Below are 14,471 nucleotides of genomic sequence, written 5' to 3'. Positions count from 1 at the left end.
TATTTTATAAATCCAACAACTGGAGAAGTAATTGAATACGGATACGAAGGAACAAGGTGGATACTGCCAAAACAAGAATGGAAAAACCCTTGATGTTTTTTTAAAAACATGGGCAGGCTTAAAGCCTACTTTATTTATTAAGATATGAACCAGTGAAGTTTTTCATAAATGGCGATAGCAAGGAACCTCTTCTTTCATCCTTTTTAGTATGGTAAGGGAGTTATGCTACGTGAAGGTTCAGAAGAGTATAAAGCCTTCTTGGAGGTTATGGGTAAGAAAAACAAAAAGTAAGAAAGTTCTTAATTTGTTGGTGTTTGTATGTTTTTGTAAGTTCTTCCAAAGGCAATGGCTCTTCCAAGTGTCATTGGCCTAACGATAACAAAATACATAAGAACTTTTTTAAAGGAGTGTGTTTTTCTAAAATACTTCAAAAACATTTTTGACATCTCTTTAGGTGATGGTGGCCTAATGGGAGATGTAATAAGGTCAAAGTATTCTTCTAAATAGGGTTCAAATTCTTTTGAAGTTTGCACTCCCAAAAACTTTCTTATTTGCTCTACTTTTGGAGGTGCTTCGATATGCTTTTTTAATGCCTTTAATTCTATCAGTTTTTTTAAAAATTTTACAAAATTATTCTTGTTTTTTGTAATTCCTTTTGAAACATTCCTTAAGTGTCTTGTAAAACTCTTCATCTTTCTTATATATTCTTCCTTTTCCTGGAGTATCGCAAAGTAAACGACCCTTTTTACATCTAAAAGGGCTTCTTTTTCAGTGTAGTTTTCTTTGATTGCCTCTATATCTTTTACTTTTAAATGGTTTAAAAAATCTTTGTATTGAGGAAAAAGCTCATATGGGTCTTTAATAATTTCGTATTCTCCCACTATTTCTTTTAGCTTACTTTTTACAGATTTTTTATTTATTGCAGGATAAACCGTATAAAAAAAATCATCTACATATACAACATTAGATAAGGCGTAAGAAATTTCTAAATTGTGTTTTAACGCCTCGTCTTTTTTAAACTTTATATAGTAGTATCGAACCGTTGAAAAATTCTTAGGGAATGGAAAGTCAAAATAAAAATAGGCGCTAAGATATGCTTTAAACAAAGTTGATGTTGCAAAAGAATGGTCAAAAAGGGTTATATCATTTGCGTATAACCTGGTCTCTGAGAGAGTTTTCAAAAATGGTCCTTTTGTGGTATCTATAATGCTATTTCTTAAAGTTTTGGTATCTATTTCTTTTTTATCATACTTTAATACAACTTCATCGAGTTTATTGTAAAGTTCCTCTCTTATCTTGTTAAGGTTTTTTACAGGCACTTCTTCTTTTTTAAAAAACTTATCAATAGAAACATTAAAAAACCCCTGTTTTCCTGAATCTAACGGATTTGAAGCATCCATATGGTCAACTGTCTTTAAAAGAGACATAATTTTAAAATTTTCTATCCTGTCTTTAAGAGGACAAGCTCCATCTTTTAAACACCTTGAGCAACCATGATGCGCACATACCATATGCAGAAGTGAAAAGTTAAGTTCAACATCTTTGAAGGTTCCATCCATATTAAGAAGTTTGTAAATATCGGTATTTAAAAACTCGTAAAGCCTTTGACTAATTTTTCCAGTTTTGTAATCTAAAAAAAGTATTTGGCCGTGAAAATCTTTGATATTAGCTCCCTTAGCTTTAGAAAAGATGAAATAACTTGAAAGTTTTCCAATATCATGCAAGTATGCACCAATTTCCAAAAGAAGTATAAGTTCACTTAAAGATAACTTTTCCATCAACTACTTGGGATACATAGGACGAAACAACATTATTTCCAATTGTTGGCATAGTTGGGAAGTTATACATCGGGCCATTAGGTTTTTCATTATAGAAAGGCCTATTACAATTTGGGCACCCTTGCGTCATATAAATTGTAAGATCATTTAAAAGGCTTTCAATAAATTCTTTTTTATAATCCATTTCAATTGCCTTTAATGTATCTTTCTCATAGATAGGAGAAAACGGAATATTCTTGAAAATTAGGCTTCTTACAAACTGCATCTTCCTATACCTTTCAAGGGGAACAGTTTTAAAATGTTCTAATGGAGTGCCTTTAATAGGGGTAAAAGCAAAAAGTGAAACCAAAACACTATTATCAAAAAAGCCTTTCATGGCATTTATAAGTTCTTCATCCGTCTCTAAAAGGCCTACGATAATATGGGTTGTAATTCTTCCTTTAAATTCTCTTCCAAAAGCAATAATTTTATTAAATGTTTCTTCGTAATTTCCACCCCTAATTTTTGAAAAATTTTCTTTTGAGACAACATCTATTGGAAGGCCAATTCTTTCAACACCAAGTTCAAAGAGTTGTTTAATCCTCTCTTCATTAGATTCTCTTATGGAAATAGATATGGGAACGTTTAGATTTACCTCTTTCATAGCCCTAAGAAAGCCAACAAGGTTTTCAAAATAGTTTCTTCCGTTTACTACCTGAAAACAGATTCTTTTATACTTATCTTTATAGGTTATAAGGCTTTCAAGAACTTTACCAAACTTTTCTTTGGGCCAGGTTATACGAGAAAGATTTTCAAAGTTTGCTTTTGATTCCCTTGCCTGGGCACAGTAAAGACAGTTAAACATACAGTGTTCCTCAACCATTAGGTAAATGGTTGTTGGTTTCGCTAAAATTTTAATATCCCTCATGTTTAGAAGAGCAAGACTTCCAATTGAAACTCTTATGTCAAAATCTAAAGCAGTCTTGTTAGATAAGTGCGCAACATTCATTTATTTTTTTAACCTCAACACCGTCTCTTTCCAAAAGTTCAGTTAACTTTCTTGAGGGCAGCACAAACCCCTTTACTCCAAGTTTATAGGCTTCCACATCGAGCATGTCTCTGTAGTAACCAAAAGGACGCATACAACCCAAAAAAAGAGTTGTTGTCCTTGACATTCTTCTATATGCCTTATCAATTAATTTTAAGACCTTATCCAAATCTGGGGTTTTGCAATTTTCAAAAGGAGTCCCTTTTGTTGGAATAAACACGTTTATCACAAGAAGTGTTGGCTTTATAAAGGCAAGTTCATCAAGAGCGTCTTCCTCTCCCGAATCTATTTCTCCACATTTAAGCCCGAAAGTTATATGAGGGACAACTCTACTTGAAGGATAACCATATTCATTTTCTATTCGCCCGCCAATAATTCTTCTCATAAGAAGGTATGTTTTTTCGAAGTCTTCTTTTGTTTTCTCTTTCAGATGGTAAACTTCCTGTATTACCCGATCATCATAAACAAAATCAAAGGAAATACGCCCTACAAAAGGCTTAATTGTTCTAATTTCCTCTTCGCTTAAAAGCCCCGTATGAAAATTAAGCGTCAAGCCCATTGAATGCACTTTCTTAATAAAGTCCATATGTTCAAGAATTGGCACTTTACCTTCTAAAGTTGAGCCTCCACTTATAAGAATGCTTTTAAATTTGTTCGGATTTTTTTCAAGGATGTTTAAGATACTCTCCTTTGATTTCATGTTTGAAAGGTATTGAGCATTACAGTGAGCGCATTTCAACGCACACGCACTTCCTGTAAGACTTACCTCAAGCGTTTCTTTTGAAGGATAGAATAGAAATATCACTTTTCTTCTTTACCCGGTTTTGGACAAGCGTTTGAAACTGTTATTACAAAAACAAAGTGAATTTTGCCGCCAAGTTTCTCCATTACTTCATTAAAGGCTTTTAAGACTGTTTCTGACTCTCCATAGGTAATAGAACTTGTTGGTCCAATCTCTACATCAAGACCAAAACTTTTTACAATTCTGACAGTTTCATAAACATAATCACCATAATTTTCTACCCTCAAGGGGTAAATTGAAAATTGTGCTGTTATTAACATTTTATTCCTCCTGAAATAAGTAATGCGCCAAATGGCTTTAAATATTTTCTTCCAAACGCTTCAAGGCTCTCGGCTTTTTTAAGAATAAATTTCGGAGGTGATGGATTAAAGAATACCGATGAATTTGTAGAAACATCACATAAAAACGCTTTCATCAATTTTTCAAGTTCAAAGTAGTTATAGAAGTGCATTCCTTTGAATAGATCATCTTTACTAAAAAAGCCTCTTATTCTTCTTGAGACTCCATAAAACGAAAGCGTGTTTAAAACTGCTACAACAACTTTACCTTTAGGTTTTGTTACTCTTACCATCTCTTTTATGAATTTCTGTGGGAATTTTGAATTCTCCATGGATGTCATTGACAGAGTTATATCAAAAGTGTTGTCTTCAAATGGTATTGCTTCACCATAGCCGAATTTAACATCAAAACCTCTTGATTGAGCAATTTTAAGCATATTCTCTGCTGGATCTATACCATAAACAGTAGCGTTGAGTTTTCTCAATTCCATTGCAAATAGAGCGGTTCCAATACCCACTTCAAGGATAGATTTGCCCTCTATATCTCCTAAAGATTCCAAAAGCGCTTTTAGTTCAAGTTGTTTTACAACACTCCCTACTTCAGTTTCAAACCATTTATCATACTCGTTTGCAATTTCGTTAAATTTCTCTTCCATAATCTAATTATATCATAAATAGGTTTATTGTTTAATAAAAAGTAAGATAATATTGAAGTTGAAAGCTTAGTATTTTCCACTCTTACCAAGTTGAAACACCTTGCTTTTTTAGGAATGTAATCCCCGCAAAGTGATTCTATAGACTCAAACAAAATTTGTCGATTAAAGATATTATCTTGCATCATTATTAAGGCATAGCCATACTTTGCTTTAACGAGAAATATTTAAATGTTGTTCTAATGGCATAAGAAGTGAAGAGACGCAATAAAGGAAAGCCTCGGGATTTCACTTTTTACAACTTAAAAGAAAACCATTATAACAAAGAATATTTGCATTTAAGAAAGTTTAATGTAATATGTATTGAGGTGAAATTATGGAATACAATATCTACATAACAGGTGTAGGCGGTCAAGGAGTAGTTAAAACTTCAACTATCATTGGAGAAGCTTGCATTAAAAAGGGATTAAATGTCGTTACCTCAGAAATTCATGGTATGTCCCAAAGAGGAGGTGTTGTGCCAGTTGAAGTGCGTATAGGCGATGTTAATGGGCCAATCATTAAAAATGGTAGAACAAATTTACTACTTGCTTTTGAACCCTTAGAAGCGGTAAGAAGCTTACCAAAATTAAGTAAAAATACCATTGCAATTGTAAACGAAAGTGAGATTGTTCCTTTCACCGTTTCTCTTGGTATGGGTGAATATCTACACGGGAAAACTTACATTGAAGAATTAAAAAAACTCTTAAAACTTGTAATTGCTTTCAATGCAGACAAAGTTGCAGAAGAAATTGGTGCAAGTATCCTTTCTAACATGGTAATTCTTGGAGCAGCTACTTCTATTAAAGACTTTCCTATTGAAAAAGAATACATAGAAGAAACTATAAAAGAATCGTTCAAACCACAGTTTATAAATTTGAACCTAAAAGCCTTTAATCGAGGTTATGAAATTGGCAAATCACTTCTAATTGAATTAATGTAATAAGTAAAAATAGGGTAGGCTTTTAGCCCACCCTATTAAAAATTATGTTATTATTTTGCTTTCTTATGGCAGAACCACCAATCAAAGCAAGTGTATTCTTTCATTCTTTTAGCTGCAGTTTCAACATCTGCTGCAGGCGGAACGATAACTTCATCCTTTATGAGTTCGTTGTCGGGCCAATTTGCAGGAATTGCAACGCCTTCTCTATCTGAAAGTTGTAAGGCTTTTACAATTCTTACTATTTCATCCATGTTTCTACCAACTTCTTGTGGGTAGTAGAGCATGAGTCTTAAAATTCCTTTGTCATCTACAATAAATACTGCTCTTACTGTGTTGGTTCCCTTTCCTTTATGAATCATGCCGAGTGCTTCTGCAACTTCTCCTCTATCATCAGCAATGATAGGGAAAGGAATTTGGACTTTTAGTGTATTTTCGATCCACTCTACCCATTTAATGTGAGAAAATACCTGGTCAATAGAAAGACCAATGAGTTCTGTGTTGAGATTTTTGAATTGTTCATATCTTTTTGCAAACGCCACAAATTCTGTGGTGCAAACAGGTGTAAAATCTGCTGGGTGGCTAAAGAGAACAAACCACTTTCCTTTGTAATCTTCTGGTAATTTTTTTACACCATGAGTCGTTTTGACAGTAAATTCTGGAAATTTTTCACCTAATAAAGGTAATCTATGCATTTCTTCCATTTCTTCACCTCCTAATTTAAAATTATTCTAAACTAATTAATTTTAGTATAAAAAATTTTTTTGTCAAGAGGCAATAATGGTCTTTAAAAAAAATTAAAGAAATGTAAAAAAGAAAAAACTTAAATATGTATTATAAATGATTTAAGGATGATTGCATATTCAAAATCACTATACAACCATCCTATAAAAAAATTAAAAGATATTCAACAACAAAAAATATATTAAGGTTGTCAGTTAGTTACCTTAGACTTTTCTCGACGTCTTTTTCTTGCTACTTTTATTTGTGTTGAAAAAAGGTTTTCGTTAAACCCTGTAAGTTCAAGGAATGAATCAATCATCTCTTTTCTATACGAATCAGAAAATATCGCAAAAGAGTAAGCAAATAATTTTATCATGGACTTAAGCAAATCTGTAAAATTATCTAAATTAAGGGATATAATTTTATCAATAGTCTTTAGTAAAAGTAAAAATGCAACCTGGGTTAATAAACTCCCTTTGATGTCTAAATCAACATAAGTTTTACCAATTGTAGAAATTTTCTTTGCGGATTCTTCACCAAATTCTGGAGAAAAAACAGTTTTTAACAAATAAAACCATGAATCTCTTGCTTGTTCAAATGAAACATTATTCTCTTGTAAAGCTTTAACTGCCTCTTCATCTTTAGAGAATGTTTTAATTACTTCGTCTACTATTTCGTACCCATAATTCTCAATTATAGGGAAAAGCATCTTTATGTTTTCTTTGTCTTTTTCGCTAATTTCTAAATGAAACATCCTAAAATCACCCCTTATGTATTTTTTAATATAATTCCATAGATTTAGATAAGTATTTTAACACATTTCAATAATTTGCAAAAATTTTTAATAAAGTTGGTAAGATGCAACACCAAAAATTCAAAAGAATAATAAATTTTCTTGCCAAAAGTTCTTACGCTGTAAATATTAGAAGAGGGTTCATTTCTCAATTTCCCCGTTTTAAAAGAGAAGGTCATGAAAGTGTTCTGTCTCTACTCTTTTTTATATTTTTTAAAGGATTATAAAAGATTAATTTGTAAATTATTCTTGCAGTAGAACTTTCTTTAAATACTGTCCAGTAAATGATTTTTCATTCTTTACAATCTCTTCTGGAGTGCCTGTCCCCACAACATATCCACCCTTTTCTCCACCTTCTGGGCCAAGGTCAATCACATAATCTGCCGATTTAATTACATCCAAATTATGCTCAATAACTATTACAGTATTTTCTTGGTCTACAAGTCTCTGTAAAACTTCTATCAGTTTGTGGACATCTGCAAAATGTAAACCTGTAGTTGGTTCATCAAGGAAATATATGGTCCTACCTGTGCCTCTTTTTTGAAGTTCGGCAGCCAATTTAACTCGTTGCGCTTCCCCGCCAGAAAGAGTAGGTGCAGATTGCCCTAACTTTATGTATCCAAGCCCTACATCATCAAGAAATTTGAGTTTTCTTTTTATTTCAGGGATATTCTCAAAAAATGAAAGTGCTTCGCTTACACTCATATCAAGCACATCGGCTATACTTTTCCCTTTGTATTTTATCTCTAAAGTTTCTCTATTATATCTTTTACCATGGCATACCTCACATGGCACATAAACATCTGGTAAAAACTGCATTTCAACTTTTATATACCCGTTGCCTTGGCATGCTTCACATCTTCCAGAATGCATATTAAAACTAAATCTACCTGCCTTGTATCCCCTTGCTTTTGCTTCTGGCAGGCTTGCAAAAAGTTCTCTTATCGGTGTAAATGCACCTGTGTATGTTGCAGGATTCGACCTTGGTGTTCGACCTATTGGGGACTGATCAACCATTACTACCTTATCTACATACTCTATCCCTTCAATTTTATCGAATTTACCAGGCTCTTCTTTTGATTTGTAAAGTTTATTCATTAGTGCTTTGAACAAAACATCGTATATGAGGGTTGATTTTCCAGAGCCAGAGACACCTGTTATGCAAATAAATGTGTGTAAAGGGAATGAAACATCAATATTCTTAAGGTTGTGTTCTCTTACACCTTTTAGAGTGAGCATTTCACCATTACCCCTTCTTCTCTCCTTTGGAATAGGGATTTTAAGTTCGCCTTTGAGATACTTTCCTGTTAGGGAACGCTTTTCGTTAATAATATCTTGAAGTGTGCCAGTCTTCACGATATAGCCACCTTCTTCGCCTGCATAAGGTCCAATATCTACAATATAATCTGCTTCTCTAATCGTCTCTTCGTCATGCTCTACCACAATAACTGTATTTCCAAGGTCTTTTAACTCTTTTAGAGTATGTAAAAGCTTATCGGTATCCTTTGGATGTAAACCTATTGAAGGTTCATCAAGAACATATAGAACACCAACTAACTTTGAACCAACTTGAGTTGCAAGACGGATCCTCTGTGCTTCTCCTCCTGCAAGAGTTTCCGAAGGTCTATCCAAAGTAAGGTATCCAAGACCTACATCCAACAGAAACCTCAATCTATTTTTAATTTCCTTTATTATCTGATGAGAAATGAGTTTCTCTTTTTCGCTGAGTTTATTTTCAAGTTTGTTAAAGAAATGGTATGCACTTTCTATAGATAAACTCGTTAATTCTGCAATATTCATATTTGAAACAGTTACAGAAAGTGCTTCTTCCTTTAACCTTTTTCCATGGCATACAGGACACTCAACTCTTCTCATGAATTTTTCGTATTCTTCTTTCATTGCTTCAGAATCGGTTTCTTCGTATCTTCTTTTAAGAAGATTCACCACACCCTCAAAATAGGTAGTAAAATTGAATGTGTCACCATTTTTGTTTTTTACTTTTACAGAAGTAGAAGAGTCTGTCCCATAAAAAATGAGATTAAGTTCATCTTTTGTAAATTTCTTAAGTGGTTTAAATGTATCAATGCCATTTTTCTTTGCAACTTCCAAAAGAATCTGAAAAGTGTAAGTATCAAAACCTCTAAACCCTGGAATTTGTATGGTACCCTCTTCAAGGCTTAAATCCCAATTCCTTACAATTAGGTCAGGGTCTGGTTCGATTTTGAAACCAAGCCCAGAGCACTCAGGGCACGCTCCATAGGGCGAATTAAAGGAAAAGAGTCTCGGTTCAATTTCTTCAATTGAAAAACCACAGACAGGGCAAGCAAATTTTGAAGAATAAAGATGTTCACTTCCATCTTCAAGATGAACTTTTACAATACCATCACCTTCTGAGAGTGCAAGTTCTATGGAGTCTTCAATTCTACTTTTCTCTTCTTCAATAACTACAACTCTATCAACAACAAGGTCTATATCGTGTTTTTTATTTTTATCAAGAGGAATCTCCTCTTGCAAGTTATACATACTGCCATCAACACGCACTCTAACAAAGCCTTTTTTTAGGTATTTTTCAAAGAGTGCTTTGTATTCACCTTTCCTTCCTCTTACAAGAGGTGCGATAATTTCGATTTTTTTGTAAGGAAAATTTTGAAAAATTTGGTCTAAAATTTCGTCTGGCGTTTGCTTTTTTATTTCTGTGCCATCTCTTGGACAATGTGGAATACCTATTCTTGCATATAAAAGTCTCAAGTAATCGTATATCTCTGTTATTGTCCCCACAGTTGAGCGCGGGTTTTTGCTTGCTCCTTTTTGGTCTATGGCGATTGCAGGCGAAAGACCTTCTATAATATCAACATCGGGCTTTTCCATGAGACCTATGAACTGTCTTGCATAAGCAGATAATGACTCTACATACCTTCTTTGACCTTCTGCATAAATCGTATCAAAGGCAAGCGATGACTTACCTGAACCTGATACACCTGTAATTACCACAAGTTTATTACGTGGAATCGTAAGGGTAATATTCTTAAGGTTATGAACCCTTGCACCTTTAATGTAAATATCATCTCTCATATTCTGAGATCCACACAAAGAAGTAAATAAACACTAAAGAAGAAATGTAGTTAAGTAAAAGAGGTATTAAATATTCCGACGCTTCCATAAAATTAAACACGGACACAACCGAAATAATTATGGAGTATATACCACCAATGGTTAGTGAGGCTCTTAAATGCGTTTTAAATTCATTTAAACTCTTTAAAATTGCTTGATTAATATCAAACTTTGCCATATTAAACGGTAATTTTGCAAAGAGAACCATTGGAATTAGTTGGCTTATGAAGATAAGAAATATTATAATATGAATATCAACTGTGGTATTCAAAATAGGCACCATAACAAAGTAATTTATCAAAAATTTTAAAAAGACAATCAAAAGAATGCCGTAAAAAGGCCTTATGCTTTGCAAATTTGAAACAAGTGGAATACTTCCAAGAAAAACAGTTTCGATACCAATATAAGTTATAGGTAGAAGGGCTGAAAAAATACGCAAAAATATACCATAAGGCAAAGAAAAAGTAATAAGTCTTAAAAAGAATATTATTGAATTGAATATTATGGTAATTAAAAATAGCTCTTTTACAATACCACCTTCTAAAAGAGTTATTAACCCAACTATAGACGTGCTAATGATAAACTGGCCACTAACCGTAAGAATAATACCTAAATAAGGATTAGTTATACTAAGGAACCTATTAAGAAGTGCAGAAAGAATAGGGATTAAAGAAATTAAAAACGCTTCTAAATAAACCTTTTTATCTACCCTAATTACTTTTTCCATTTTTTATCTTTATCAAGTAAATATTATAAGAAATTTAGAAAATTTGTAAATAGTGAGCGTTAAAAATTCAAGCTTGACAAAAAGAATAAATTAGCTATAATTATAGTAAAGTAATTTAAATTTAAATTGGGAGGTGAAAAAATGGGTGCATTTCTTTTACCAAACGAAAACAATCTCGATAGAACCATTAGAATAATAGTTGGACTTCTTTTAATTGGCTTATCAGTTTTTGCAAACCTTAACGGAACTTTGAAAATAGTTTTTATTGTAATAGGAGCAATTGCCTTAATTACAGGCCTTACTGGCTTTTGTCTTCTATACAAAGTGTTTAATTTCTCCACAAAAAAATAGGATTAAGAGTAATAATTTTATAGGTTTTTTTCTTTGTTAAGGTGAATGTAGTGCTTTAACAAAACTTGTAAGTGTGATACTTTAGGGGACGTTTACCTCACGAATGTAAAATTCTTCCTTAAAATTGAGAGGGTAACTAATCTCCTTTAAAACTCCTTTATTCGTAAAACAGAAAAAGAGGGAGAGTATCTGGGGGAACTTTTCCCCTAGAGTAAAGGATGAGGTTCTTTGCTTCTTAAAACACTTAGCTTCGTTAAGGAGAATATTACAGAATGACACAGTAAAGATAAAAAACGACTCATTAGAATGACTGAATGGGGCTCGGAGTGACAAAAGGAACGCTTCTGAAATAAAGAAGGAGGCCTGTTTTAACAACCCTTAGGCCTCCTTAAAGTTTACGTTAAATACTTTTTCTAATTTTATACGATACCGTAGGCAAGCATTGCTTTAGCTACCTTTATAAACCCAGCAATGTTTGCTCCAACAAGGTAATCTCCAGGATAACCATATGCTTCTGCTACTTGAAGTGAAACATCGTGAATGTTTTTCATTATCTCTCTTAATTTACTATCAACTTCTTCCCTTGTCCACTGTAATCTTATACTATTTTGAGTCATTTCAAGACCGGATACAGCTACACCACCTGCATTAGCAGCCTTTGCTGGGCCGTAGAGTATCTTATTATCTTTAAATATATTAATTGCATCAAGATTTGAAGGCATATTTGCACCTTCTGCAACTGCGATAACCCCGTTTTGAACAAGTGCACTTGCGTGACTGCCGTCAATCTCATTTTGTGTAGCACAAGGAAGAGCAACATCTACTTTTAAACCTTCGTCTCTTATTACATCCCAAACGGATTTACTTTCAAAATATTTTGCATGAGGATACTGATCAATGTATTCCTTTATTCTTCCTCTTTTAACATTTTTAAGATCCATTACGAAAGCAAGTTTCTTTAGATCAATGCCTTCTTCATCTACAATAGTTCCGTTTGAATCAGAAAGTGTAATTACCTTACCTCCAAGGTGGTTAACCTTTTCTACTGCATATTGAGCGACGTTTCCAGATCCACTCACTGATACAACTTTACCTTTAAAGTCCGTTCCTTTTGTTGCAAGCATCTCAGAAGTAAAGTAAACAAGTCCATATCCTGTTGCTTCTGGCCTTATAAGGCTTCCACCGTATTCAAACCCTTTTCCAGTAAGGACACCTGTATGCTCATTTACAATCTTCTTATAGTAACCGAAAAGATATCCAATTTCACGAGCACCAACTCCAATATCACCAGCAGGAACATCGGTATCTGGACCAATGTGCCTATAGAGTTCTCTCATAAATGCATAGGTAAATCTCATTACTTCCCTATCGCTTTTTCCCTTTGGATCAAAATCGGAGCCACCCTTTCCACCACCCATTGGAAGAGTTGTTAAAGCGTTTTTAAAAATCTGTTCAAAGCCAAGGAATTTTATGATACCAAGGTTAACAGAAGGGTGAAATCTTAATCCACCTTTGTAAGGTCCAATAGCGTTGTTAAACTGGACTCTAAAACCTCTGTTTACATGAACAACTCCTTCATCATCTTCCCATGGAACTCTAAAGATAATTATCCTATCAGGCTCTACAATCCTTTCATAAATTTTTGCTTTTACAAATTCTGGATGCTTTTCTTCGGTAGGTTTTAAAGTTGTTAAAACCTCTGTTACTGCTTGAACAAATTCTGGTTGATCTTTGTCTTGTGTTTTTACTTTTTCAATTACTTCATCAATCTGAGACATACTTAACCTCCTTCTTATTCTATTTTCTTTTCATAAATATATTTTGGTTCTTCATGCCAGTATATTGTAACAAATTTTAATAAAAAAAACAAATTTATTTTTACAATCATTAGTGACCTTCATCACGAAGTAAACTGCTGTTTTTAAATACCTCTTCTGTAAAAGACCCTAAAGTTTTATAAAACACTATTGCACCCAGGATAGAAGGAATGTAGTAAGAAAACATTCTAAAAAGAAATGTTTGAAGAGGTGCATACTTAAGAGCAATTGGTATAAACAAAAGTAGGTATGTTCCCTCAGTTATCCCCATCCCTCCTGGAATAATGCCAATTGTTGCAACAAAACTTGACGCAATTTGTGTTATTAATGCTTCATAAAAATCGAATTGTATCCCTATAGCCTTAAGACTCGTTAAACCAATCAAATTATGAAGAAATTGGCTTACCAAATTTACTAATACGAGATTGATTAAATGTTTTTTATCTTTTATGATGAATCTTAAGCCCTCTGAAAAAGCATCAATTTCAAGATTAATTTTTAATAAATCAACCTTTAGGGAAAACTTCTTAAAAAGAAGACTTACTAACCGTTTTGCTTTAGTTGGGTTCACCATAAGGAAAAGAGCAAAACTTGAAAACAAAAAGGCAAGCACAATGATTGAAAAAATAAATGTTCCTCTTATGCTTTTTAAAAATGGATGGGGTAATATTAAAAGGATCACCGCAAAAATTAAGGCAACCACTATTGTAAGTATTGTATACATTACCGAAATAAGTGTTGCAGAACTCGTTCCGTTTTTCAAACGTTTTAAAAGGTATATCTGAGCTACAATTCCTCCAGAATAATAAGGAGTAATGTTAGAGGCAAAAACAGATGAAAGGACTATTTTAAGAGCGTCTATATAAGGTATATCATTACCAACACTATTTACAAGGAGCCTAAACTTAACACCATTTAAAAGTATTACTATGAACATGTTTAAGAAAAGCATAAGAAACCAAGAGATATTTATCCTTTGGATAAGTTCCGAAAGTGAAACATTTTTGAATATTAAAAATACAAGAAAAAGAAATACGAATAAAGAAAGCAGGAGAACTCTTCTTAAAATATCGTTAGATTTTGGAGTGCTCCTACCCATGTTTACTTTTCTATCTTATTGGATACATAAAATTGTTCAATATTTCCGTTTGCCTTTTTAATGATTTCTTCTTTCTTCCTTTTGTACTCTCTAACTTTATTTGCAACTTCAGGGAAGTCTCTTTCAAATACAGGTCTTGAGAGTTCTTCCCATTTCTTTGAAAGTTCATCAAGGTGTTTTCCTACATCTTTTGACATATTTTCTAAAGTGCCATCAGTAGAACGCACATTGGGTAAAGACCCTATTTTTCTAAATACATCAGGGCTGTCTACAAGCATACATGGTCTTAAAAGGTTATCTGAATACGGTTGGAGTTTCTGTATTTCTTTAAAG

14 protein-coding genes are annotated in these 14,471 nt (G+C 33.1%); 2 read left to right on the top strand and 12 right to left on the bottom strand.

The genetic code is table 11. The annotated features are described in order from the left end of the window. Positions 1-299 precede the first annotated feature (299 nt). The 5 genes from K6343_06095 to K6343_06075 are packed head-to-tail and all read right to left on the bottom strand — an operon-like array spanning position 300 to position 4,541. Positions 300-1,778 carry a hypothetical protein gene (locus tag K6343_06095; GenBank protein ID MEF3245527.1) on the bottom strand — a complete coding sequence of 493 codons (1,479 nt, stop codon included), beginning with the start codon at positions 1,776-1,778 and terminating at the stop codon, positions 300-302. After that, on the bottom strand, positions 1,756-2,766 hold the full coding sequence (locus K6343_06090) for a radical SAM protein (protein MEF3245526.1): 1,011 nt from the start codon (positions 2,764-2,766) through the stop codon (positions 1,756-1,758). The genes K6343_06095 and K6343_06090 overlap by 23 nt, the downstream gene beginning before the upstream one ends. Continuing rightward, entirely contained in the window at positions 2,744-3,610 is an 867-nt protein-coding gene (locus K6343_06085) for a hypothetical protein (GenBank protein ID MEF3245525.1), read from the bottom strand. The genes K6343_06090 and K6343_06085 overlap by 23 nt, the downstream gene beginning before the upstream one ends. Next, positions 3,607-3,867: a Ykof family thiamine-binding protein gene (locus tag K6343_06080; GenBank protein ID MEF3245524.1), complete on the bottom strand. Its 261-nt coding sequence runs from the start codon at positions 3,865-3,867 to the stop codon at positions 3,607-3,609. The genes K6343_06085 and K6343_06080 overlap by 4 nt, the downstream gene beginning before the upstream one ends. Then, positions 3,861-4,541 (bottom strand): class I SAM-dependent methyltransferase, encoded by a 681-nt coding sequence (locus tag K6343_06075; GenBank protein ID MEF3245523.1) that lies wholly within the window; start codon positions 4,539-4,541, stop codon positions 3,861-3,863. The genes K6343_06080 and K6343_06075 overlap by 7 nt, the downstream gene beginning before the upstream one ends. A 373-nt stretch (positions 4,542-4,914) precedes the next feature. Between K6343_06075 and K6343_06070 the strand changes: the two genes are divergently transcribed. Continuing rightward, positions 4,915-5,520 (top strand): indolepyruvate oxidoreductase subunit beta, encoded by a 606-nt coding sequence (locus K6343_06070; protein ID MEF3245522.1) that lies wholly within the window; start codon positions 4,915-4,917, stop codon positions 5,518-5,520. Between the two features lie 50 nt (positions 5,521-5,570). Here K6343_06070 and K6343_06065 read toward each other — a convergent pair whose 3' ends face one another. From K6343_06065 to K6343_06050, 4 genes are all read right to left on the bottom strand, one after another. After that, positions 5,571-6,221, bottom strand: a complete 651-nt coding sequence (locus K6343_06065; protein ID MEF3245521.1) for a peroxiredoxin — start codon at positions 6,219-6,221, stop codon at positions 5,571-5,573. Positions 6,222-6,451: 230 nt separating this feature from the next. Beyond that, the gene (locus K6343_06060) at positions 6,452-6,994 is read right to left on the bottom strand and encodes a hypothetical protein (GenBank protein MEF3245520.1); all 543 of its coding nucleotides are present in this window, start codon (positions 6,992-6,994) and stop codon (positions 6,452-6,454) included. Positions 6,995-7,276: 282 nt separating this feature from the next. Next, positions 7,277-10,105 carry an excinuclease ABC subunit UvrA gene (uvrA, locus tag K6343_06055; protein MEF3245519.1) on the bottom strand — a complete coding sequence of 943 codons (2,829 nt, stop codon included), beginning with the start codon at positions 10,103-10,105 and terminating at the stop codon, positions 7,277-7,279. Continuing rightward, a complete protein-coding gene (locus tag K6343_06050; protein MEF3245518.1) occupies positions 10,095-10,871 on the bottom strand; it encodes a hypothetical protein in 777 nt (258 codons plus the stop codon). Before K6343_06050 ends, uvrA begins: the two co-directional genes overlap by 11 nt. 141 nt (positions 10,872-11,012) lie before the next feature. On the opposite strand from K6343_06050, the gene K6343_06045 reads away from it, so the two are divergent. Then, positions 11,013-11,222, top strand: a complete 210-nt coding sequence (locus tag K6343_06045) for a DUF2892 domain-containing protein (GenBank protein ID MEF3245517.1) — start codon at positions 11,013-11,015, stop codon at positions 11,220-11,222. Positions 11,223-11,641: 419 nt separating this feature from the next. On the opposite strand, the gene gdhA is transcribed toward K6343_06045, so the two are convergent. The 3 genes from gdhA to K6343_06030 form a co-directional block, all read right to left on the bottom strand. Further along, the gene (gdhA, locus tag K6343_06040; protein ID MEF3245516.1) at positions 11,642-13,000 is read right to left on the bottom strand and encodes an NADP-specific glutamate dehydrogenase; all 1,359 of its coding nucleotides are present in this window, start codon (positions 12,998-13,000) and stop codon (positions 11,642-11,644) included. 109 nt (positions 13,001-13,109) lie between these two features. Beyond that, on the bottom strand, positions 13,110-14,138 hold the full coding sequence (locus tag K6343_06035; GenBank protein ID MEF3245515.1) for a flippase-like domain-containing protein: 1,029 nt from the start codon (positions 14,136-14,138) through the stop codon (positions 13,110-13,112). A 2-nt stretch (positions 14,139-14,140) separates the two neighbouring features. After that, a partial coding sequence (locus K6343_06030) for a radical SAM protein (GenBank protein MEF3245514.1) occupies positions 14,141-14,471 on the bottom strand: 331 nt, incomplete at its 5' end.

The sequence above is a fragment of the Caldisericaceae bacterium genome (assembly GCA_036574215.1).
Classification (GTDB): domain Bacteria; phylum Caldisericota; class Caldisericia; order Caldisericales; family Caldisericaceae; genus Caldisericum.
This window is presented reverse-complemented; position numbering and strand designations above follow the sequence as displayed.

Excerpts from the sequence above, each read along its gene's own strand:
- K6343_06095 (MEF3245527.1), bottom strand. The coding sequence starts at position 1,778 with ATGGAAAAGTTATCTTTAAGTGAACTTATACTTCTTTTGGAAATTGGT.
- K6343_06090 (MEF3245526.1), bottom strand. The coding sequence starts at position 2,766 with ATGAATGTTGCGCACTTATCTAACAAGACTGCTTTAGATTTTGACATA.
- K6343_06080 (MEF3245524.1), bottom strand. The coding sequence starts at position 3,867 with ATGTTAATAACAGCACAATTTTCAATTTACCCCTTGAGGGTAGAAAAT.
- K6343_06075 (MEF3245523.1), bottom strand. The coding sequence starts at position 4,541 with ATGGAAGAGAAATTTAACGAAATTGCAAACGAGTATGATAAATGGTTT.
- K6343_06070 (MEF3245522.1), top strand. The coding sequence starts at position 4,915 with ATGGAATACAATATCTACATAACAGGTGTAGGCGGTCAAGGAGTAGTT.
- K6343_06065 (MEF3245521.1), bottom strand. The coding sequence starts at position 6,221 with ATGGAAGAAATGCATAGATTACCTTTATTAGGTGAAAAATTTCCAGAA.
- K6343_06060 (MEF3245520.1), bottom strand. The coding sequence starts at position 6,994 with ATGTTTCATTTAGAAATTAGCGAAAAAGACAAAGAAAACATAAAGATG.
- uvrA (MEF3245519.1), bottom strand. The coding sequence starts at position 10,105 with ATGAGAGATGATATTTACATTAAAGGTGCAAGGGTTCATAACCTTAAG.
- K6343_06050 (MEF3245518.1), bottom strand. The coding sequence starts at position 10,871 with ATGGAAAAAGTAATTAGGGTAGATAAAAAGGTTTATTTAGAAGCGTTT.
- K6343_06045 (MEF3245517.1), top strand. The coding sequence starts at position 11,013 with ATGGGTGCATTTCTTTTACCAAACGAAAACAATCTCGATAGAACCATT.
- gdhA (MEF3245516.1), bottom strand. The coding sequence starts at position 13,000 with ATGTCTCAGATTGATGAAGTAATTGAAAAAGTAAAAACACAAGACAAA.
- K6343_06035 (MEF3245515.1), bottom strand. The coding sequence starts at position 14,138 with ATGGGTAGGAGCACTCCAAAATCTAACGATATTTTAAGAAGAGTTCTC.